22 protein-coding genes and 1 riboswitch are annotated in these 19,898 nt (G+C 60.4%); of the genes, 14 read left to right on the top strand and 8 right to left on the bottom strand.

Going from position 1 to position 19,898, the window contains the following annotated elements:
- The first annotated feature begins 155 nt into the window (after positions 1-155).
- The 6 genes from ompR to ASD07_RS23370 all read left to right on the top strand — a co-directional run bounded on the left by ompR (position 156) and on the right by ASD07_RS23370 (position 4,922).
- The gene (gene ompR, locus ASD07_RS23395) at positions 156-920 is read left to right on the top strand and encodes a two-component system response regulator OmpR (protein ID WP_055935850.1); all 765 of its coding nucleotides are present in this window, start codon (positions 156-158) and stop codon (positions 918-920) included.
- A 25-nt stretch (positions 921-945) separates the two neighbouring features.
- Positions 946-2,280: a sensor histidine kinase gene (locus tag ASD07_RS23390; protein ID WP_229207266.1), complete on the top strand. Its 1,335-nt coding sequence runs from the start codon at positions 946-948 to the stop codon at positions 2,278-2,280.
- Positions 2,281-2,456: 176 nt separating this feature from the next.
- Positions 2,457-2,942 (top strand): VOC family protein, encoded by a 486-nt coding sequence (locus tag ASD07_RS23385; protein WP_055935844.1) that lies wholly within the window; start codon positions 2,457-2,459, stop codon positions 2,940-2,942.
- 13 nt (positions 2,943-2,955) lie between these two features.
- On the top strand, positions 2,956-3,381 hold the full coding sequence (locus tag ASD07_RS23380) for a YciI family protein (RefSeq protein ID WP_055935840.1): 426 nt from the start codon (positions 2,956-2,958) through the stop codon (positions 3,379-3,381).
- A 20-nt stretch (positions 3,382-3,401) separates the two neighbouring features.
- Positions 3,402-4,091 carry a YciI family protein gene (locus ASD07_RS23375; RefSeq protein WP_162246599.1) on the top strand — a complete coding sequence of 230 codons (690 nt, stop codon included), beginning with the start codon at positions 3,402-3,404 and terminating at the stop codon, positions 4,089-4,091.
- A gap of 84 nt (positions 4,092-4,175) precedes the next feature.
- A complete protein-coding gene (locus ASD07_RS23370) occupies positions 4,176-4,922 on the top strand; it encodes a hypothetical protein (protein WP_055935833.1) in 747 nt (248 codons plus the stop codon).
- Position 4,923: 1 nt separating this feature from the next.
- Here ASD07_RS23370 and ASD07_RS23365 read toward each other — a convergent pair whose 3' ends face one another.
- A complete protein-coding gene (locus ASD07_RS23365) occupies positions 4,924-5,916 on the bottom strand; it encodes a LacI family DNA-binding transcriptional regulator (protein WP_055935830.1) in 993 nt (330 codons plus the stop codon).
- A gap of 71 nt (positions 5,917-5,987) precedes the next feature.
- Here ASD07_RS23365 and ASD07_RS23360 point away from each other — a divergent pair, with 71 nt between their 5' ends.
- The 6 genes from ASD07_RS23360 (at position 5,988) to ASD07_RS31115 (ending at position 10,283) form a co-directional block, all read left to right on the top strand.
- On the top strand, positions 5,988-7,247 hold the full coding sequence (locus tag ASD07_RS23360) for an RNA polymerase sigma factor (RefSeq protein ID WP_055935827.1): 1,260 nt from the start codon (positions 5,988-5,990) through the stop codon (positions 7,245-7,247).
- Between the two features lie 14 nt (positions 7,248-7,261).
- On the top strand, positions 7,262-7,540 hold the full coding sequence (locus ASD07_RS23355) for a hypothetical protein (RefSeq protein WP_055935824.1): 279 nt from the start codon (positions 7,262-7,264) through the stop codon (positions 7,538-7,540).
- Between the two features lie 36 nt (positions 7,541-7,576).
- Positions 7,577-8,128 (top strand): hypothetical protein, encoded by a 552-nt coding sequence (locus ASD07_RS23350; protein ID WP_055935821.1) that lies wholly within the window; start codon positions 7,577-7,579, stop codon positions 8,126-8,128.
- Between the two features lie 22 nt (positions 8,129-8,150).
- Positions 8,151-8,513 (top strand): hypothetical protein, encoded by a 363-nt coding sequence (locus ASD07_RS23345; RefSeq protein ID WP_055935818.1) that lies wholly within the window; start codon positions 8,151-8,153, stop codon positions 8,511-8,513.
- A gap of 168 nt (positions 8,514-8,681) precedes the next feature.
- A complete protein-coding gene (locus ASD07_RS31120; protein ID WP_156398158.1) occupies positions 8,682-9,383 on the top strand; it encodes a DUF3027 domain-containing protein in 702 nt (233 codons plus the stop codon).
- Between the two features lie 54 nt (positions 9,384-9,437).
- Complete coding sequence (locus ASD07_RS31115; RefSeq protein ID WP_156398157.1) at positions 9,438-10,283, top strand: hypothetical protein; 846 nt, start codon at positions 9,438-9,440, stop codon at positions 10,281-10,283.
- A 593-nt stretch (positions 10,284-10,876) separates the two neighbouring features.
- Here ASD07_RS31115 and ASD07_RS23320 read toward each other — a convergent pair.
- Genes ASD07_RS23320 through ASD07_RS23310 form a run of 3 tightly spaced genes read right to left on the bottom strand, consistent with a single transcriptional unit; the run spans position 10,877 to position 12,095 of the window.
- Entirely contained in the window at positions 10,877-11,260 is a 384-nt protein-coding gene (locus tag ASD07_RS23320) for a GFA family protein (RefSeq protein WP_229207265.1), read from the bottom strand.
- A 40-nt stretch (positions 11,261-11,300) separates the two neighbouring features.
- Positions 11,301-11,759: an immunity 26/phosphotriesterase HocA family protein gene (locus ASD07_RS23315; protein WP_055935801.1), complete on the bottom strand. Its 459-nt coding sequence runs from the start codon at positions 11,757-11,759 to the stop codon at positions 11,301-11,303.
- Between the two features lie 36 nt (positions 11,760-11,795).
- The gene (locus tag ASD07_RS23310) at positions 11,796-12,095 is read right to left on the bottom strand and encodes a hypothetical protein (protein ID WP_055935798.1); all 300 of its coding nucleotides are present in this window, start codon (positions 12,093-12,095) and stop codon (positions 11,796-11,798) included.
- Positions 12,096-12,220: 125 nt separating this feature from the next.
- Here ASD07_RS23310 and ASD07_RS23305 point away from each other — a divergent pair, with 125 nt between their 5' ends.
- Together ASD07_RS23305 and ASD07_RS23300 are read left to right on the top strand one after the other, a co-directional pair.
- Positions 12,221-13,390, top strand: a complete 1,170-nt coding sequence (locus ASD07_RS23305) for an iron-containing alcohol dehydrogenase (protein WP_055935796.1) — start codon at positions 12,221-12,223, stop codon at positions 13,388-13,390.
- Positions 13,391-13,397: 7 nt separating this feature from the next.
- Positions 13,398-13,496: riboswitch (TPP riboswitch) on the top strand.
- 73 nt (positions 13,497-13,569) lie between these two features.
- Complete coding sequence (locus tag ASD07_RS23300; RefSeq protein WP_055935793.1) at positions 13,570-15,663, top strand: TonB-dependent siderophore receptor; 2,094 nt, start codon at positions 13,570-13,572, stop codon at positions 15,661-15,663.
- On the opposite strand, the gene ASD07_RS23295 is transcribed toward ASD07_RS23300, so the two are convergent.
- From ASD07_RS23295 to ASD07_RS23280, 4 genes are all read right to left on the bottom strand, one after another.
- Positions 15,660-16,364, bottom strand: a complete 705-nt coding sequence (locus ASD07_RS23295) for a hypothetical protein (protein ID WP_055935791.1) — start codon at positions 16,362-16,364, stop codon at positions 15,660-15,662. The two genes, ASD07_RS23300 and ASD07_RS23295, sit on opposite strands and share 4 nt — an antisense overlap.
- A gap of 3 nt (positions 16,365-16,367) precedes the next feature.
- Positions 16,368-16,883, bottom strand: a complete 516-nt coding sequence (locus ASD07_RS23290; protein ID WP_055935788.1) for an AAA family ATPase — start codon at positions 16,881-16,883, stop codon at positions 16,368-16,370.
- On the bottom strand, positions 16,880-17,494 hold the full coding sequence (gene pnuC / locus ASD07_RS23285; RefSeq protein ID WP_055935785.1) for a nicotinamide riboside transporter PnuC: 615 nt from the start codon (positions 17,492-17,494) through the stop codon (positions 16,880-16,882). The genes ASD07_RS23290 and pnuC overlap by 4 nt, the downstream gene beginning before the upstream one ends.
- Before the next feature lie 233 nt (positions 17,495-17,727).
- Entirely contained in the window at positions 17,728-19,863 is a 2,136-nt protein-coding gene (locus ASD07_RS23280; protein WP_373922096.1) for a S46 family peptidase, read from the bottom strand.
- Positions 19,864-19,898 lie beyond the last annotated feature (35 nt).

Here is a 19,898-nt window from a genome sequence, read left to right as displayed (position 1 = left end):
GCCCGCAGTGTATGCGCTACAACTTCCCATAGTAAGAGCGACTGGGTAAAGTTTGTAAGAATTTGTAATGAGTTTTCACCGGTATGGCACCGGCAATCAATATGACGTTACCATAGCGACATGCATCTGACAATTCAACAAGATCAATCCTTCCCATGAATACCACCACTACCCCTCCAGCCGCGACCGGCGGCCAGCAAGGCCACCAGGCCAAGATCATGGTGGTGGACGATGACGTCCGCCTGCGCGACCTGCTGCGCCGCTACCTGACCGAGCAAGGCTTCAACGTCGTCACCGCCGAAAACGCCACCGCCATGAACAAGCTGTGGCTGCGCGAACGTTACGACCTGCTGGTACTGGACCTGATGCTGCCCGGCGAAGACGGCCTGTCGATCTGCCGCCGCCTGCGCGGCGCCGGCGACCAGACCCCGATCATCATGCTGACCGCCAAGGGCGAGGATGTGGACCGCATCGTGGGCCTGGAAATGGGCGCCGACGATTACCTGCCGAAGCCGTTCAACCCGCGCGAGCTGGTGGCCCGTATCGGCGCCGTGCTGCGCCGCAAGCAGCCGGACGAAATCCCGGGCGCGCCTTCCGAGCACCCGCAAACCTTCGAGTTCGGCCAGTTCGTGCTGGACCTGGGCACGCGTACCTTGAAGAAGAACGGCGAAACCGTGCCCCTGACCACCGGCGAATTCTCGGTGCTGAAAGTGTTTGCGCGCCATGCGCGCCAGCCGCTGTCGCGCGAAAAGCTGATGGAACTGGCGCGCGGCCGCGAGTACGAAGTGTTCGACCGCAGCCTGGACGTGCAGATTTCCCGCCTGCGCAAGCTGATCGAGCCGGACCCGTCCAGCCCGCTGTACATCCAGACGGTGTGGGGCCTGGGCTACGTCTTCATCCCCGAGGGCCAGCCACGCTGATTTTGGGCTGTCGATGAAATTCCGCATGCCACGCCCGGCGTCGCTGACCAGCGGCCTGTTCTGGCGCACTTTCCTCCTGCTGAGCGTGCTGACCACGCTCTCCATGTCGGCCTGGTTCGGCATGGTCAACTATGTCCAGCGCGAGCCGCTGGCGCAGCAGACTGCCGCCCAGGTGGTGTCGGTGGTGACCATCACCCGCGCCGCCCTCACCCATTCGGCGACCGACTTGCGGCGCGAGCTGCTGTTCGAGCTGGTGTCGAACGAAGGCATCCGCGTGTTCACCATGGAGGACGACGACGAGGTGGCGCCGCCGCCAAGCTCGGGGCTGATGGCCGACATCCAGACCCTGGTGCGCGCCAAGCTGGGCGCCGATACCCGTTTTTCCTCGGAAGTCAATGGGGTGCCGGGCTATTGGGTCAGCTTCAAGATTGCCGACGACCGTTACTGGCTGATGCTGGAGCGCGAACGCCTGCAGGGTCCGGTCGAATGGCTGGGCTGGGCCGGTGTGGTGGCGCTGGTGTCGCTGCTTGGTGCGGCGCTGATTTCCAGCCTGATCAACCTGCCGCTGAAACGCCTGACCGCCGCTGCGCGCGAGATTGCCCAGGGCCGCCATCCGGAGCCGTTGCCGGAAGTCGGGCCGCAGGAAGTGCGCCAGGCCAACCGCAGCTTCAACCAGATGGTGGATGACTTGCAGCAGGTCGAATCCGACCGTGCGGTGATCCTGGCCGGTATTTCCCACGACTTGCGCACGCCGCTGGCGCGCATGCAGCTCGAGGTGGAAATGGCCAACCTGTCGCAGGAAGCGCGCGAGGGCATGCAGTCGGATATTGCACAGATGGATGCGATCATTGCGCAGTTCCTCGACTATGCCAAGCCAACCGAGGCTTCCAGCTTTATCAATGTGGATATGGCGGCGCTGCTGGCCGATTGCACGCATGAGGCCGGCCGGCATTCCGATGTCAAGGTTACGGCTGAGATCCCTGAACAGGCGCATGTGCTGGGCAACGCGACCGACCTCAAGCGAGTGATTGCCAACCTGGTTGAGAATGCACGGCGCTATGGCAAGACGCCGGGGTCGGAGGTGACCGAGCTTGATATCAAGTGCTCGGTGCGGGGGATGCATACGGCCAAGCGGGTGGTGATTGAGGTGCAGGACCATGGCGTGGGCGTGCCTGAGGATCAGATCGCGCAGCTGTTGAAGCCGTTTACACGTCTGGATACGGCGCGCGGACAGGCGAATGGGGCTGGGCTCGGGCTGGCAATCGTGGATCGGGTGCTGTCGCGGCATGAGGCGGAGCTGGAGGTTGCCAACCGTGAGGGTGGTGGGCTGAAGTTCACTATTTCTTTGCGCGCGCTTTAAACCGTCTGTTCTGCCGTCAGGGGTTCCATCCCCGCAGGGGCAGCCGGCCTGCCCCCCCCCCCGGAATGGCTGGCTAAAAAAAATCTTTTGTAATCGTGTCGATCTGGCGCATCCGCGTTCGTCGTGGGAATATGGAGGCCGCAAAAGTGTCCTCTTTCCTCAACAATGAATGGAGAATGACCATGACTGTCAAAGCGATTCCAGAAGGCATGCACACGGTTACCCCGCACCTGGTGTGCGAAGGCGCCGCAGCCGCTATCGAATTCTACAAAAATGCTTTCAACGCGGTAGAGAACGCCCGCATGCCTGGCCCGGGCGGCAAGATCATGCACGCCCAGATCAGCATCGGCGATTCGCACATCATGCTGGTCGACGACTTCCCTGACGCAGGCTGCTTCGGCCCGAAACACTACAAGGGCACGCCGGTGACCCTGCACATTTACGTGCAAGATGTCGACGCCGCCTACAAGCGCGCCATCGACGCCGGCGGCACCGCCAAGATGCCGCCGGAAGACATGTTCTGGGGCGACCGTTACGGCGTGCTGGTCGACCCGTTCGGCCACAGCTGGTCGATCGCCACCCACAAGCGCGACCTGACGCCCGAACAGATGCAGGAAGGGATGAAGGAAATGATGGACAAATCACCTGACTGCAAAGCCTGAGGAGACCGACAACATGCGATTCATGCTCATCGTAAAAGCCACCCCGGATTCCGAAGCGGGCAAGATGCCGAAAACCGAACTGCTCGAAGCCATGGGCAAGTTCAACGAGGAACTGGTGAATGCCGGCGTGCTGCTGGCCGGCGAAGGCCTGCACCCAAGTTCGCGCGGCGCCCGCGTGCACTTCTCGGGCAGCAAACGCACCGTCGTCGACGGCCCGTTCCAGGAAACCAAGGAGCTGATTGCGGGCTTCTGGCTGATTCAGGTAAAGTCGCTGGCTGAAGCCATCGAATGGGTCAAGCGCTGCCCCAATCCGATGGAAAGCGACTCAGATATCGAAATCCGCCAAGTGTTCGAGGCCGAGGATTTCGGCGCCGAGTTCACGCCTGAACTGCGTGAACAGGAAGCGCGCATCGCGAGCAAGATCGCAGCGCCCGTATAAAGGAGACTTCAATGCAGTACATGGTTATTCGGAAGGCCGACGCCGCGTCGGAAAAGGACAACTTCCCGTCCGCTGAACTGGTGCAGGCCGTACCGGGTGCCAAATGGCTGCGCTCCAGTGCCGACGGCGGCTTGCGCATGCGCCGCCGCGACGGCCAGTGGCTGTACGAAGAAGGCCCGTTTGCGGACGTGAGCGTGGCCGGTTTCACCTTCATCGAAGCCGAAGACCGCCGCGCCGCCAGCGAACTGGCTGCGCGCTGGCCCTCGGCCGATGCTGAAGGCTGCGCCGTGGTCGAAGTGCGCGAAGCCGGCTGCCCCGGCGGCTGCGTAGGCTTCGACACCGGCGAAGCGCCCAAGCATGCCGCCTGGGCCATCCTGCTGCGCTCCGATGCTGTAGCGGAGCAGGACTTCGAGCCGCCTGCCGTGGTGATCGACATCATGAACCGCGCCAACAATGCCGGCGTCGCCGCTGGTATTGCATTGTCGGGCGAAGGCTTGAAGTCCACCGCGCGCGGTGCGCGCGTCAAGTTCAGCGGCGGCAAACCCTTCATCACCGACGGTCCGTTCGCCGAAGTGAAGGAACTGATTGCCGGCTATTGGGCGGTAGATGCGGCGTCACGCGATGACGTTATCGCCTGGGTCAAGTCCTACCCCTACCCTAACCCGGGCGATATGGAAGTAGAACTGCGCAAGGTCGCCTCCGCCAATTAAAGCAAACCACCGTCGCGCCTCCCGGTGCGACGGCTTCTTGCCAATTATCAATGGCTCCCTCCCGCGCCAGTGCCAACATGGCGCATGAGCGAGAAACAAAACATATGGCATCTTGGCGCTGGGTGGTGGCTCCTTATGGCCACCTTCGGCGCAGCCCTGGCCATACCTGTAGTTGGATGGGACGAAGTTTGGGCGGCGTACAAGTATCTGGTTGCCCAGGCACCTTGTATCTTCGTCATAGGATCACTTCTGAAAACTCCGGCACGGTACGTAACACGCATGGTGTTGATCGGCGCCCTTTTCATGCTTCCTGCAGCGCTATCGTGCCTGGCCCCGGCCTTGATTATTGCGTTCACTCTCGACCCACAGCCCGCACCGGCGCGCGCGTTCTTCATTTTAGTGAATTTGACCTGCCTGTTGACCTGGCGCGTCGTGCGCATCTCGGGCCGGGAAGACCAGTGGCTGCGGGAACCGATTGCATCGCATCTATTCACGCGTGGGGAAGTCGCCTGTTTCATGGGACCCAGCGCCAAAGAAGGTCGAGAGCACAACCTGCTCGGCTACATCGTCTGGCTCGCTTTGCTGTACCCGGCACTTATACTTCTTGTCTGGATCTTCTACTTTGAAGCGGAACCGGTCTACGAACTGGTGGCGATACCTCTTGCCTGGATGGGCATTGGAATTATCGCATGGTCAGCCAGCGATTTCATTCACTGGATTTTGCCGGTGTGGCGCCATGAACGCGCGAACGGAATAGTCGTCTATCTAACGCCCCCTGCGCAGGCTCAAAAGACTCCGCGCAGACGAAGCGCTTCGCGCGCAAAAAAATAATTCAGGCGCGCGTTGCGGTGGAGGCGCGCAGCACAAGCTGCGCGTTGATTACCGTAAGGGGCTCGACTTCCTGGCCTTCGATCGATGCCAGGAGTTTCTCCATCGCCGCTGCACCCATTTGTTCGCTATTCAGGTCAACGCTGGTAAGGGCGGGCGAGACGAAATTCCCAAACTGGATATTGTCGAAGCCGACCACGGAAATATCGTTTGGAACCCGGAAGCCCAAGGTTTGCGCGGCTTTCATGAAGCCTAGCGCCAGCAGGTCGTTGAAACAGACCAGGGCGTCGGGCGGCTGCCGGCCCAATACGATCGAGGAACACAGTTTCTCGCCTGCGATCGAAGTAGGCGCTTCAGCTTCGAATTCACTCAACTCCAGGCCTTGCGCCGCGAGAGCTTCCCGCACACCTGCCATGCGCTCGGGATTGCGGCGCGAATTGGGAAAGCCCATATAGCCGACGCTTTTGTGGCCTTGTGCCAGCAGGTGGCGCGTGACCATGAAGGCGCCCAGCTGGTCGTCACTGGCCACGGAGGGCAGCTGTATGCAGTCCGGGCGGCCGAAAAATACAGACGGACGGTCCAGCGCCAGCAGCCAGCCCAATTCCTCCTCCGGTGTGCGGGAATAGACGATCATGCCGTCCACGCGCCGGCTCAGGGCTTCCAGCAACTGCCGCTCGCGCTCCGGCGTTTCTTCGGTATCGACCAGCAGCAAGGTGTAGCCGTGGGCCTGGGCCACGCGGTTGGCGCCTTTCACAACACTTGCGTAATGGGGGTTCGTGATGTCCAGCACCGACAGGCCGATGGCCCTGGTGCGGCCGGTGATCATCGATTGCGCCATGGGGTTGGAGCGGTAGCCCAGTTCCTCGATGACGCAGGTAAGGCGGGCTTCGACCGCAGGCGAGAAGCGCTGCGCCCCGTTGACGAACTTGGAAACCGTGGCAGTGGATACCCCTGCGGCGGCTGCCACATCACGGATTGTCGCTACGTTCTTCTTCATCGCCCTGATACATTATTGGAAAAGTTGCCGAGTTTATCACGCAGCCATGGCCTTGATGGTAAAGTAGCTGCATGAACGACAACAGCATCCACCGCGCCATCGACGCTGTCTGGCGCATTGAAGAAGCAAAGATCATCGCAGTCCTGACACGCATGCTGCGCGACGTCGCGCTGGCGGAAGAAATGGCGCAGGATGCACTGGTCAGCGCGCTCGAAACCTGGCCGGAGAACGGCACGCCCGACCGGCCAGCCGCCTGGCTGATGCAGGCGGCGAAGAACAAGGCACTCGACTACCTTCGGCACCAGAAACTGGTGCACGAAAAAGAGCCCGAGCTGACTTACGAAATTGAAGGCTTGCTGCAGGATGCTGCGCCGGACCTGGAGCGCGAACTCGATGACAATATCGGCGATGACCTGCTGCGGCTGATCTTCATTTCCTGCCATCCGGTGCTGACCATGGAAGCGCGCGTAGCGCTGACCCTGCGCCTGCTGGGCGGCCTGACGACCGATGAAATCGCGCGCGCCTTCCTGGCCTCCGAAACGACCGTGGCACAGCGCATCGTGCGCGCCAAGCGCACGCTGGGCGAGGCCAAGGTGCCGTTCGAAGTGCCGCGCGGCGTCGAACTGGAAGAGCGCCTCGGCGCAGTGCTGCAGGTGATCTACCTGGTCTATAACGAGGGATATTCCGCCAGCGCTGGCGCCGACTGGATGCGCCCTGCCCTGTGCAACGAAGCGCTGCGGCTGGGACGCATCCTGGCCGAACTGGTGCCGGGCGAACCGGAAGTACATGGCCTGGTGGCGCTGATGGAGATCCAGTCATCGCGCTCGCGCGCCCGCACCGATGCCGAAGGCAAGCCGGTGCTGTTGCTGGAGCAGGACCGCACGCGCTGGGACCAGATGCTGATCCGGCGCGGACTGGCGGCGCTGCAGCGGGCGCAGGCCCTGGATCGCGTACCCGGGCCGTATGTGCTGCAAGCGGCCATCGCTTCCTGCCACGCCCGCGCGCGACGGGCCGAGGACACCGATTGGCAGCAGATCGCGGACTTGTACCTTGCATTGGCCACGCGTGCCCCCTCGCCGGTGGTGGAACTTAATCGCGCTGTGGCGCTGGCCATGGCTTATGGGCCGGCGGTCGGGCTGGAGCTGGTAGACCAACTGGTGGATGAGCCGGCGCTCAAGCAGTACCACCTGCTGCCAAGCGTGCGGGGCGACTTCCTGTTCAAGCTGAACCGCCTGCCCGAAGCGCGCTTTGAATTCGAACGCGCCGCGAAACTCACCCAGAATGAGCAGGAACGCCAGTTATTGCTGACAAGAGCTGCCGGCTGCAGCTAAAAGGGAAAAAGACTGTGCACGAACGACTCGCCTCGAACGATCGGCTGGATTATGAAAGAATCGGTCGATTCATTTACTCATTACCCCGGTTTTGTAATGCTTTCGACGAGTTGATCGAAACCGGGTTTGAAACAAACGCGCCGCGCGAGCTTGTGGAGCGCGCCACGAGTATCGTGCAAAAAGTCAAGCACATCTTGAAAAACGCCGCGCTCACGCCTGAGGGCGAGCTTCGGTCTGCGCTTCAAGAAGCATCTGAGGTGCAAGCGGAAATTGATAAATGGCAGTCTGCCTAAACTAGCTTATAACTTTACCGGTGTGCCCTGAAACCTATGCGCCTGAAGACATTATTCGCAACCACCATTCTTGCATTTGGTCCCCCGGCGTTCGCCGAGTCGCCACCAATCGAGTTCGTCACGCAGGTTCTCGAGCCTACCGGCGGAAAGATTCAACGCCCGAAGTCCTGGTTTTATTCCGAAGGTCACCACGGCTCGATGTATATGTGGACGATCTCGCGAGAAGACAGTAGCGGTAATCGTCCATACACCACTGGGGTCCGGGTCCAGACGTTCGTTGGCGTCAAAGAAGGCACCGGCAAGACTGCCAAGGAATTCATCCTCGACTTTGTTGCGGAAAAGAAGAAGAGCGTCCAGGTCCTTCACACTTGCGCAGAGAAGGATCAAGGGCTGTTCACCCGCGTTTGTCTCGAAACAGTGGAAGGTCCCCACCACATTCTCTACTCACTCTTCTGGGGCAGCGACGGCATGGACATCGCTGTCGTCTCGATCGCAGGCACGACGAAGGAGCTGTGGGGAACATTCGCTCCGACTTTCCAAAAAATGGGCGACTTCGAACTGATAGACATGGAGCGCTTCCAAAAATAAGGCAGACGTCCAAGGTGAATCTATGCAACTGCACCGCTTCCATCCGCTGGCCGGAATCACCGCTATCATCTTCGTAACATGCACGCTGGCAAACTTCTTGACATTGGACTGGCGCAGCGCTCCCATCTCCAATGCCATTGGCTCAGCGCTATTAGCCAGTCCATTTGCCGTGCTTTTCATCGCACACATCACCATGGCGAAAACGTGGCGACGTAATGCTTATCTCGCGACAGGGAGTATCCTGTTCATCGCCCCCTGGAATGTCATCTCGTTCGCAATGCGATGGTTCCACGGAGGATGGCCGGGTCTCGCCGTAGCCTGCGTAGTCCTGATTACGCTGGCTATGGGATTTTCACTAACGGCCCGGCTTATCAGGGAGAAGTGAAGATATAGTGGAGGAGTAAGTCCATGAGCACGCAGTTTCTTTGGTTCATACGGCTAGTTCTCGTGGCGCCTGGCAGCCTGACTGCGTTGGCGCGATCAAACGACGCGACCATCATGCACCCGTCGCAATCGCTATGATCTCTATCTCTAAATCTTTCAATGTAAGTAAATGGCACGTTCATCGATTTCCCTCACCGAGGCAAATACCCTCCTTCAAAGCGCTTTCAACCTCCCCGTTTCGTTACCATGGAAAGGTCATGGCTCGGCAATTTTTCTCGAGCTAGGTCAGCTTGCGCCTTTGAGCCGTCCTAAGCAACGCTACCAAAGCGGTGATGTGACAATCTATATCAGTTGGGATTGGCGTGTTGAACAAGGCAGCAGAGTCCTTTACGGCAGTTCAAATAGCAGTCCGCAGATTGAGGACGGCTTGGACGGACTTCTCGGAACCACGATAAAAAGCTTAGCAATTGAGGGACAGGTGCCTGAGCTCGCGATTGAGTTCTCGAACGGCCAGCGTCTGATTTCAGCGGCCATGTGCACTGACGTCTCCGAGTGGAGCGTGCGGATGCCGGGGGCGACTTGGATCAGTTGCGACAGAGGTACCGTATATGTGGGTGATGGCGAGGCTATTGGTATCTCACCGGAAGAGGACCTGAAGTTTGAACACGCTTTGTCTACGACGCGGCGCTGGGGGATTCCAGCCACCGAGGAACTTGTAGGGCATTGCAGTGATTGCATATCAATGCTGCGCATTGATGGCGATGCAGATTTTCTGGATTACGGAGTTTGCACTTCTGCCGACAGCCCGCTTGACGGCCGCGTCGTGAACATGCGCAGTGGCTGCTCGTTCTTTTCTGCCAGCGAATCCTGAGCACTGACCGCGTGCTGGGTATGGCACCTTTTTTGACGACTTCAATTACTTTCAATGAATGATAAGAATCTCGCCTGGAGCGGGGAAATCGGCTGTGAAGGCGGTCCAGTTCTTGTCGCGAACCTGGAGCATTTTGAGCAATGGCATGGTTGCGAGCCATTTGATTCCTCGAAAGCTACCGAATTGCACTATTGGTCGCAATTCATCACAGAGCTGCCCGCGCAGTGGCAGCCAAACGGTCCTCACGGCCATCAATATCTCGCCACTTCGAATCCACCGGAGGTGCGGGAACAGTTAATGTCTCTGGTCCAAAAACTTTGGCCGGGAACTGTCATTGGCCGAACTGACGACACATGGCGCGCAATGCGTCCTGATGGGAAAACTTTGAACGCTGCATTATCGCCAGACAGCGAGTACGACAACGCCATCAGGAACTTGGGTGACGAGGGTATTCATCACTTTGGCGAAAGTGCGATTGGGTACTTGTGGAGCGCAGGGCCCGGCATGGTACGCATTGATCTCGGCGAGAAGCGCGACTCCCTGGTTCTGTCTCAAGTGGAGTTTGCCGATAGCGATGAGGATGCGCAGAACGCATTTGACCATGCGCTTAACGCGGAATGGCGTGATGCCGCCCCTACCCTGCAATATGAAGTGACCCTGGGGCCGGTTGTAGTGGCGTGGTCGCCAAACAGTGCGCGTGATTTGTCGAAGCCGATCTGCCACAAAGATACCGCGCCCTCTCGCCCTGGACTCCTGCTCGATCTGTCTACTGGCGGCAGCGGTGCGCTTCTCTGGCTTGAGCCAGGATTGTATGAGTCAACCTTGCATTACCATGAAGATGGCAGTTGGGCTGTTTCCTGGTGCAGACTGCAGCGGGTTAGGGCATTGCATGAAACTTGAATCCCAAGGTAAGTTTCAGACCTTTTGCTTTGAAGGAGTCCAATGGACAGATGGACACAGTACCTATTTGAAGGGCATTCCGAGCACGAATTGCGCGCCTGGGCTCAGCGGTTGAGGTTTTTCCGGTTTTTTAGAGCCTACGGTGGACATGCAAACGACGGGGATTCGTTAAATGCAGCGTTTGCATACGCGACAACCGAGCAACTTGAATCGTTTCTAGTAGACCTAGGTGTTGAACTAACAAAGTTCGACGTCCCGCCTCCACAACCCGAATTAGGTGTCTCCTATCCAGGAGATGTCTTTGCGCAGTTCCCATTTCTAGTCGGTGGCACGACTGGGATGCAGCAGCCTGGTCGTTGCCAGATCATGGACGTTAATGTTTTCATTTGGTGCGAAGCCGGCCAGATCAGGATTTCGCTGGGTGACGACTACGCGGTAACTGAAAAGAATGTCCTAGATGCTGAAAAACTGGAGACTCTGCTTGCCCATTCCACTCTTGATCGAATAGATCCGCCCAAGGACACTAGAAACTGTATTTGCCCAAAGTACTATCCGGACTATTTCAAAAACCAGTCCGCAAGATCGCGTTGCAGCTAGGCGCGTTCCAGGGCGCCGTCGCGGCGCGTGCGGCGGTAGCGTGGGAGGTCGTCGCAGATCGGCTCCCAGTGCAACCGGTTGTCGGCGAAGGTGTGGTCTTGCGGCGGCAGCGCTTCAGGGTCGTCCAGGCTGGCAGTGGTGATGTCAATTTCCCCCGGTGTGCTGTCGTCGGCGAAGGTGAGATGGGTGCCGCATGTGCCGCAGAATTCGCGCGTCACGCCGGGGCTGGAATGGTAGATGGCGGGCTTGCCCCGCACGTAGCGAAACTGGGTGCGCGGCACGCTGAACCAGGCCACGCTGGGCGCGCCGGACAGGCGGCGGCACATTGAGCAATGGCACCAGGTGCAATTCAACACCGGCGCGTCTGCTTCGTACTGCACTGCGCCGCAAAAACAGCCGCCCGTGTACATAGGGGTCCCCCTACTCCAGCAATTTGGTCATGAGCAGTTCCGCAGAGCCGTAGCCAAACAGCGAATCACTCTCCAACCCGTCCGTGTCGTATGGCACGGATACCTCGCGTTCCGGCTTGGCCGGGTCGTCGCCGTAGGTTGCTTGCCAGGCGCGCTTCAGGGCGTCGGCACGGCGGATGAACATCGGCACCGGCCAGTCGCCGCGCTCGAAGCCAATGCTGTTGCCAATCACCGGCCAGCGCCCGTTAGCCACAGCGATGTCGCCGGTGCGGATCACTTTCAGCGCATCGTTCGGCGTCAACGGCTGCACGTCCGCCAGGGTCGGCAGCGTCCAGTGGGTTGGTCCGAACAGGTAGGCCAGCATGACCTTTCCTTGCGGTGACAGGCGGGCCACCAGTCCGGTGGCATAGCCGCCATTTCCAAGCGGGATGGCAAACCAGCTGCCCTCCCGGTACGGCTGCAACTTCATCGACTTCCTTTCTGTTTGCAGCGCGATACCAGGACATCATTCGTAGTGGTATTGCGCGGCGATCGGTCCCGCCTTGAACAGCGCGTCCTTCATTTCCTTGTCCATTTTCGGGTCGCGCCGGCGCACCCATTCCAGCAGCATCGCGATCTGCTTGCGCGTGGCATCGCGATGGCTGGCCATGACCAGCTTCAGCTCGGGATCGGTGCACGTTTCGATGCGCTGGTTATGCATATCCAGCATTTCGATCTTTTCACTCAGCGACGTTAGTGCCCGGTGCATGTCCAGCACCTGGGCATTCAAATAATCGCGCGGCTCGACCACGTGTTCCTGCGTCATCTCACTCTCCTTAGGCATGCGGGTACACGCATTGTCAGCCTGCGGCGCGGATTTCTCAAGTGTAGCAAGGCGTCCGGCGGGGTGTCGCACGGATGGGTGAGATTTGCGCGATAATTCGCGGCACTATGCAAAATTTCGAATTCCACAATCCAACCCGCGTGATCTTCGGCGTGGGTCAAATTGCCTCCTTGGCAAAACATATTCCTTCCAATGCACGCGTGCTGATGCTCTTCGGCGGCGGCAGTATCAAGTCCAATGGTACCTACGACGAAGTGCACGCTGCGCTGGCGGGCCTGGAACATCCGGTACTGGAGTTCGCCGGTATCGAGCCGAATCCGCGCTATGAAACGCTGATGAAAGCTGTTGAGCTGATCCACCGCGAGAACGTCGACTTCCTGTTGGCAGTGGGCGGCGGCTCTGTTGTCGACGGGACAAAATTTGTTGCCGCCGCTGCAGCGTATGACGGCGATGCCTGGGACATCCTGAAAATCGGCGGCAAGGTAGTGAAGGCCGCCCTGCCCTTTGGCGCCGTGCTCACCTTGCCGGCGACCGGTTCGGAAATGAACAGCGCCAGCGTGATCAGCCGCGCAGAGACGCAGGAAAAGCGCGCTTTCATGAGCCCACACGTTTATCCGCGCTTCTCCGTACTGGATCCAGCAAAGACGCTGACCCTGCCGCTGCGCCAGGTCGGCAACGGCGTGGTCGATGCCTTCGTCCATACCACCGAACAGTACCTGACCTATCCGGCCAACGCGCCGGTGCAGGACCGTTTTGCCGAAGGCCTGCTGCAAACCTTGCTGGAACTGGGCCCGCAAGTACTGGCGCGCCCGGACGACGTGGAAGTGCGCGCCAACATCATGTGGACTGCCACCATGGCGCTGAATGGACTGATCGGCGTCGGCGTGCCGCAGGACTGGGCGACGCACGGCATCGGCCATGAACTGACCGCGCTGTTTGGCCTGGACCATGCGCAGACGCTGGCGATTGCGCTGCCGGGCGTGCTGCAGATTCGGCGCGAAGCCAAGCGCGGCAAGCTGCTGCAATATGCCGAGCGCGTATGGGGCCTGCATGCCGGCAAAGGCAGCGAAGATGAGCGTATCGACGCGGCCATCGGCAACACGCGCGCCTTCTTCGAGCAGATGGGCGTGCCGACCCGCCTGTCCGGTTATGGCCTGGGTTCGGAGGCGATCGACGCCGTTGTCGCCGCCCTGGAAGCTGCCGGCCTGACGGGCCTGGGCGAGCGCCGCGATATCACGCCTGGCGACGTGCGCAAGGCGCTGCAATTGAGCCTGTAGTACAATACCGCCTCGCTAGGGGTCCTCGCGCATGTGCGCGGGGTGAGAAATACCCTCCGAACCTGATCTGGATAATGCCAGCGAAGGAAAGCGTAGATGGTTGAAGGTCCCGCAGCCTGGGGCCCCGCTCTCACCCCTCGTGCTCTCCCGCTGGCGCAACATACAGCAAGAGCACAAAAATGACTCAATACCGCCTTACCCTGGCCGCACTGGCCGTAGCTTCCGCCTTCGCCCCTGCCGCCTTTGCGCAGGACCAGAAAATGACCGAAGTGGTCATCACCGCCAACCGCGTTGCGGCCGAACGCGCCTCCGTGGCCGGTTTCAGCGAGCAGCCCTTGCTGCAGACCCCTGCTTCGGTCAGCGTGGTAACCCGCGAACAGATCCAGGACCTGAACATTTTCAGCACCACCGATGCCGTCAAGTTCGACGCCAGCATCGGCGACGCCTACAACGCGGTCGGCTATGCCGAGCAGTTCTCCATCCGCGGTTTCAAGCTGAATAACGCCAACTCCTACCGCAAGGATGGCCATGCGATTTCCGGCGACGCCCAGATCCCGCTGGAAAACAAGGAGAGTATCGAAGTGCTGCGCGGCCTGGCTGGCCTGCAGGCTGGCGTTGCGGCGCCGGGCGGCGTGGTCAATTATGTGACCAAGCGCCCAACCGACAACAACCTGCGCTCCGCGGTGTTTGCCGTGGGCGAGCGCGGTTCGGTGCTGGGCACCATGGACCTGGGCGGCCGTTTCGAAGACCGCCGTTTCGGCTACCGCATCAATGCCGCGGGTGAGCGCATGCGCTCCATCATCAAGGGTGCCGACGGCCACCGCAGCTTCGTATCCGGCGCGTTCGACTTCCGCATCAGCCCGCAGGCGCTGCTGCAAATCGACGCCGACTACCAGAAGAAATCGCAAAAATCGGCGCCAGGCTTCCAGCTGATTGGCGGCACCAACCTGCCGGTGGTCGATGCTGCGACCTTCCTGAATGATCAGCCTTGGGCCAAGCCTGTAGAAACGGAGTCCAGCAATATCGGCGTCAGCTTCCAGTACCAGCTTTCGCCGGAGTGGAAGGCTACACTGAGCGCCAACCAGCACCGTTTCAAGCGCGACGATTACACCGCCTTCCCTTACGGCTGCGGGAACGAATTGCTGTGGCCCGGCTTCTGCAGCAACGGCGACTACGACGTCTACGACTACCGCAGCCTGGGTGAAGAGAAGAAACCGCTGTCCGCCAAGGCGCAGTTGAATGGCCGCTTTGCGACCGGTTCGATCCGTCATGAACTGGCTGCGGGCTTGTCCTTCTTTAGCAACCGCGAGAGCTGGGGCGATTATGTGTATGAATTTGCTGGCGTCAGCAACATCTATCGCCCGGTCGCGGTACCGATGTCGAGCAAAGACGTGGGTGCGGTTTCCGAGCGCCGCAACGATCATGAACGCTCCGCCTACGTGCAGGACATTATCGGCCTGACCGATCAACTGGCGCTGCATACCGGCGTGCGCTACGCATCGCTGCGCCGCAATGAACTGGGCCAGTTCGCGCCGGTGCGCGAGAATTTCTGGCTGCCGAATGTGGCGCTGGTGTTCAGCCCGAGCGCCAAGCTGTCCTACTACGTGAACTACGCGCAGGGCCTGCAGTACGGCGGCGTGGCGCCATTCAAGACCGAGAACGAGAACCATGCGCTGGCTCCGGGCAAATCGAAGCAGGTGGAACTGGGCGCCAAGGCTGAAGTCAACGGCATCACGCTGTCGACCGCGCTGTACCAGATCGACCAGGGCCTGGAGTTCACGGACCTGGCCACCAATACCTTCGTGCGCAGCGGCCAGGAACGCCACCGCGGCCTGGAATTCAGCGCGCAGGGCAAGGTGAGCCGCGAGCTGCAGTTGGGCGCATCGATGGCTGCGATCCACACCGAGCAGGAAGGCACCGGCCTGGCGGACGTCGACGGCAAGCGCGTGACCAACGTGCCGAACGTCAAGTCGACCGTGTGGGCCGATTACGCTGTGAGCGATGTTCCCGGCCTGAAGCTGAACGCGAACTGGCAGTTCGCAGGCAAGAAGGCATTCGACAAAGAGAACAAGACCATGGTGCCGTCGTACCATGTAGTGAATCTGGGCGCCTCTTACGCCACGCGCGTGGGTGGTTCGGCGGTGATCTTGCGTGCGCAGGTGAAGAATGCGTTCGACAAGTTCTACTGGCGTGATGTGACGCCGGAACTGGGCGGCTACCTGTTCCCTGGATCGCCGCGCAGCTTCATGCTGTCGGCGCAGGTGGACTTCTAAAAGAGGTACTGGGCGCGCATCGAGAACGAATTCGCTGCGCGTCCTGAATTCCTGCCGAACAGGTAGGCCGCTTCGTATTTGAAGTGGCCCGCTTCGCCGAAGAATGCCGGGCCGGCGCGGTGCGATTGTTTTTTCGACGGCAGCCAGTCATTCCACTTCCCTACTTCGCCGAAGCCCTGCAGGCCGGGCGAAAACCAGCGCTTCCAGCGCTGCTTGACCTGCCACTGGTAGGCCAGTTCGGTTTCGTTCTGCTCCCCGTTATCCATTTCGCGCTGGAAGAACAGGTTGAAGTTCAACTGCGTACGCCAGGCCTGCATTTGCAGCACCGGGCCGAACTCCACCGCGTAACCGTTGTCACGCCGCCTGGCGCGCTCCACCAGGGTATGCAGCGCCACGTCCACCTCGTACTGCCCTTGCGTCAGCAGAAAGTCGTTTTGCCATTCAACCCCGGTATTGCGCGTCTGCCGGCCGTCGCGCTGGAACCATTGCGTAGTCAATTCGGTGTACCAGCGCGACGTCACGCCATAGCCGATGCCGATTTCCGGACTGGCCGTGTTGCGCAAATTCTTGTAGTGGGCGTTCCAGTACTTGTAGTCGATTGAAGCCTGGCCTTCCACATCATAGGTGGTGACCATGTAATAACCGGTCTCGCCAAACGCCGCCAGGGGGAGCATGGCGGCCCACGCGAGCAGTTTTTTCATGCTTCAACCTCCCAGGAGTTGAGCTACTTGCTTCAGGCGCTCTTCGAGGCCGCCCGAGATGCGCGTGTAGGGCACGCCGCGCCGGGCCAGCTCGTCGAGCAGGATCGAGTCAATGATACCGCTGACATCTTCCTCTTCGTGATGAAGACCGTCAGGAATCCATGCAAATTCAGGCTTGCAGACCAGGGTAATGTCGTATTGGCGCGACGCCGCGAGGCTTTCGAGCTGCTCGTCGATGCCGCCGAAGTAATGGATGCTGTAGACCGCCGTCATCAGCGGGGTGGTATCGCAAAACAGGAAGCGGCCGACCTGCGCGGCCAGCGCGTCTTCGCGCGCCACCTGGGTGGTGGCGATGTGGAACTGGTCGGTCGATACCGGCACGCTCTGGCGCGCGTCGCAGAATTCGCGCAGGTATTCGGGGACCCAGATGGCGCCGTAGCGCTCGGCCAGCGCCTGTGCCAGTGTGGTCTTGCCGGAGGCTGCGGCGCCGATGATGGCAACGCGGTAAGGCTGCTTCATTTCCAGACGACTGCTTCTTCCGGTTCTTCGCTGCTGCCCTGCCAGGCCAGCAGGCCGGCAATGGCCATGGCGACGAACATGCCGTACAGGACGGCCGTCAGCATCAGGCCTTTGTGCACGTAAAGTGCGACGTACAGCACGTCAACGATGATCCAGACGTGCCAGTTTTCGATCTTCTTGCGCGACAGGAGGGCTTGTCCCACCAGGCTGCCGGCGGTGAGGAAGGCGTCGGCGTTCGGCACGTCGGTGTCGGTGAAACGGCGCAGGAACCAGGCCAGGATGCCGAAGCCTGCCAGCCAGGCCACGCCCGACAGCACGCGGCTGCGCGCGCTCAGCGTCGAGACGCCCAGTTGCTGGCCGTGATTCCCGTGCAGCCATTGGTACCAGCCCCAGAACGACACCGTCATGAACACGCCTTGCAGCGCCACGTCGCCGTACAGCTTGGCGCCGAAGAACACCACGCCGTAAGTCGCGGAGGACACGATGGCGAACAGCCAGGCCCAGTGGTTCTGGCGGATGTTCAGCCACACGGTCAGCACGGACAGCACGAACGACACCAGTTCCAATGGATTGGTGGTGGCCAGGCCGAACAGGGAGATGGTTTCGTTCATGTAATTGCGTTTGGATGAGGCCGGATTATGCCATGAGCAGGAAAGCCACGGCGAAAACGCGAGCTTGCCATTATGAGAATGGAGCGCAGCGCTCCGAAGGTCCGCAGGCGATGACCTTACGAAACAAAGTACGCCGATTTAAGAGCAAACAAGGGCGAATAAGAGTGTTTAAGTGGGTTTAAGAGATTTGCCCAAAAACGAAAGGGGGCTCTCTACGAGCCCCTTTTTTCTGCTTACTTCTGCGGATACTTGATGCTCATTTCCTTCAGCAGGTTGTCCGCATGGTCAACCTCCTTCATCACCCACAGCATGTAGCGCACGTCCAGGTGGATGGCGCGCGTGATGTCGCGGTCGAAGTACCAGTCCTTGGTGATCGACTCGTAGGTGGAGTCGAAGTTCAAGCCAATCAGTTCGCCGCGCTTGTTGACGATGGCGGAACCGGAGTTGCCGCCGGTGGTGTCGGCCGAGGACAGGAAGTCGACCGGCACGGTGCCCAGCACCGGGTCCTTGAACTGGCCGTAGCGCTTGGCCTTGACCGCATCGATCAGCGCCTTCGGCGCGTCGAACGGCTCCTTGCCGGTGTGCTTCTCAAGGATCCCTTCCACAGTGGTGAATGGACCTTTGGTGATGCCGTCGCGGCCCGGGTAGGACGACACGGTGCCGTAGGTCACGCGCAAGGTGGAATTGGCGTCCGGGTAGACCGGTTTGCCCTGCGACTTCTTCCACGCGATCACGGCGGCCATGTATTGCGGGATGATCTTCTCGAGATTGCCGTCGACTTCCTTGCGGCGCTCTTCCAGCGTCATGGCTACGCCATGCATGCGCACGGCCAGCTTGATGAACGGGTCGCTCGACTGCTCGAAGTCAGCCGGTGCCTTCTCCATCCAAGCCAGGCGGGTGGCGGTATCGGCCAGGCCGGTCTTCTGGTACATGCCTGGCACGTCGGCCAAGGCCGGGGTCAGGTTGTCCAGCCACTGTGGATGCGCCTTGGTTGGCAGCTTGACGTAGCGCTGCAGGCCGGCGACGTAGCGGGCCTGGTCGACCGCAGGAACCAGCGACTGCTCCAGGCGGCTCAGGCGCGCCTTGATGTTGGCGATGTCGCGCTCCTGGAAACCCGGCTCGCGGTCAGCATCGGCTTTCTGCTTTTCCAGCGCCAGGCGATACACGGTGCGCGCGGATTTCAGCAAGTCGCTGTAGGTCGCCACCCCGTAGGCGAATTCGTCGTCGCTCAAGTCCATGTCGGCGGCAATGGCGGCATCCAGTTCGGCCAGCATGGCTGGAGAAGACTTGGGCTGCTTGCCGTACCAGGTGCGGAAATCCGCGTCCTGCTTGTCCTTGATGGCGGCGATGTCCTTGCGGGCGAAGCCGTCCAGCAGGCCCTGGGTCTTCTTCATGCGGTTGTTGATCGACTTGACCACGCTGGCGTAGCGCACCACGTCATTTTCCTTACCCTTGGTGGCGGCGGCGATCGCATCGAGGTCGGCCTGGTAGTCGGCCACCATCATCGGGTAGCTCAGGTCGCGCGCGTAGCGGATCTCGACCGGCAGCTTGTAGCGGCTGGTGCGGCCAGGGTAGCCTGCCAGCAGGATCGGATCGCCGTTCTTCAGGCCTTCGGCGGAAACCACCAGGAAGTCCTTCGACTTGTACGGCACATTGTCCGGCGATGGCTCGGCAGGTTTGCCGTCCTTGCCGACGTAGGCGCGCAGGAAGGAATAGTCGCCGGTATGGCGCGGCCACTCGTAGTTGTCGATGTCGCCGCCGTAGTTGCCGATCGATTCCGGCGGCGCGTATACCAGGCGCACGTCCTTGATCATCATCTGGCGGATGCGGTAGTACTCGGCGCCGCGATGGAAAGCCGGCACGGAGCAACGGTAGTTCTTGTCGGCTTCGCAATCGGCGATCAGCGCCTTGATGCGTTTTTTCACTTCGGCGTGGCGATCCTTGCCGGTCAACTTGTCCAGCCCGCCGTTCACGCGCTCTGTCACGTTTTCCACCTTGTCGGTCACGTAGACGCGGGTGGTCGGGCCGCCCGGCAGTTCTTCAGCGCGGGTCTTGGCCAGGAAGCCGTTGGCGATGTAGTTCTTTTCAGCGGTCGAATTGCGCTGGATGGCGCCGTATGCGCAGTGGTGGTTGGTGACCACCAGGCCTTCAGGGGACACGAACGACGCGGAGCAGCCGTCCAGCGACACGATGGCGCTCATCGGATGCTTGGACAGGTCGGCCAGGCGTTCGGCCGGGATGGTGATGCCGATGCGCTGCAATTCCGCCCTTAGTTGCGGCAGTTGGTGCGGCTGCCATTGGCCTTCGTCGGCCATGGCGGGTGCAAAAGCGAGTAGCAGTGCTGCCGGAAGTGCGAGTTTTTTAGTCAAAACAGTCCCCTGAACGTATAAAAGCTCCGGCAGTA

The sequence above is a fragment of the Duganella sp. Root336D2 genome, assembly GCF_001425005.1.
GTDB lineage: Bacteria > Pseudomonadota > Gammaproteobacteria > Burkholderiales > Burkholderiaceae_D > Rugamonas.
Note: the sequence above shows the minus strand (reverse complement) of the source record. Positions and strands in the feature narration are given on the sequence as shown.

Bases quoted from the DNA above. Each gene is read 5' to 3' on its own strand.
- ASD07_RS23310 (WP_055935798.1), bottom strand. From the start codon at position 12,095: ATGACGCAGGAACACGTGGTCGAGCCGCGCGATTATTTGAATGCCCAG.
- ASD07_RS23300 (WP_055935793.1), top strand. From the start codon at position 13,570: ATGACTCAATACCGCCTTACCCTGGCCGCACTGGCCGTAGCTTCCGCC.
- ASD07_RS31115 (WP_156398157.1), top strand. From the start codon at position 9,438: ATGAATGATAAGAATCTCGCCTGGAGCGGGGAAATCGGCTGTGAAGGC.
- ASD07_RS23380 (WP_055935840.1), top strand. From the start codon at position 2,956: ATGCGATTCATGCTCATCGTAAAAGCCACCCCGGATTCCGAAGCGGGC.
- ASD07_RS23375 (WP_162246599.1), top strand. From the start codon at position 3,402: ATGGTTATTCGGAAGGCCGACGCCGCGTCGGAAAAGGACAACTTCCCG.
- ASD07_RS23385 (WP_055935844.1), top strand. From the start codon at position 2,457: ATGACCATGACTGTCAAAGCGATTCCAGAAGGCATGCACACGGTTACC.
- ASD07_RS23295 (WP_055935791.1), bottom strand. From the start codon at position 16,364: ATGAAAAAACTGCTCGCGTGGGCCGCCATGCTCCCCCTGGCGGCGTTT.
- ASD07_RS23345 (WP_055935818.1), top strand. From the start codon at position 8,151: ATGCAACTGCACCGCTTCCATCCGCTGGCCGGAATCACCGCTATCATC.
- ASD07_RS23360 (WP_055935827.1), top strand. From the start codon at position 5,988: ATGAACGACAACAGCATCCACCGCGCCATCGACGCTGTCTGGCGCATT.
- ASD07_RS23290 (WP_055935788.1), bottom strand. From the start codon at position 16,883: ATGAAGCAGCCTTACCGCGTTGCCATCATCGGCGCCGCAGCCTCCGGC.
- ASD07_RS23350 (WP_055935821.1), top strand. From the start codon at position 7,577: ATGCGCCTGAAGACATTATTCGCAACCACCATTCTTGCATTTGGTCCC.
- ASD07_RS23370 (WP_055935833.1), top strand. From the start codon at position 4,176: ATGAGCGAGAAACAAAACATATGGCATCTTGGCGCTGGGTGGTGGCTC.
- ompR (WP_055935850.1), top strand. From the start codon at position 156: ATGAATACCACCACTACCCCTCCAGCCGCGACCGGCGGCCAGCAAGGC.
- ASD07_RS31120 (WP_156398158.1), top strand. From the start codon at position 8,682: ATGGCACGTTCATCGATTTCCCTCACCGAGGCAAATACCCTCCTTCAA.
- pnuC (WP_055935785.1), bottom strand. From the start codon at position 17,494: ATGAACGAAACCATCTCCCTGTTCGGCCTGGCCACCACCAATCCATTG.
- ASD07_RS23390 (WP_229207266.1), top strand. From the start codon at position 946: ATGCCACGCCCGGCGTCGCTGACCAGCGGCCTGTTCTGGCGCACTTTC.
- ASD07_RS23365 (WP_055935830.1), bottom strand. From the start codon at position 5,916: ATGAAGAAGAACGTAGCGACAATCCGTGATGTGGCAGCCGCCGCAGGG.
- ASD07_RS23305 (WP_055935796.1), top strand. From the start codon at position 12,221: ATGCAAAATTTCGAATTCCACAATCCAACCCGCGTGATCTTCGGCGTG.
- ASD07_RS23315 (WP_055935801.1), bottom strand. From the start codon at position 11,759: ATGAAGTTGCAGCCGTACCGGGAGGGCAGCTGGTTTGCCATCCCGCTT.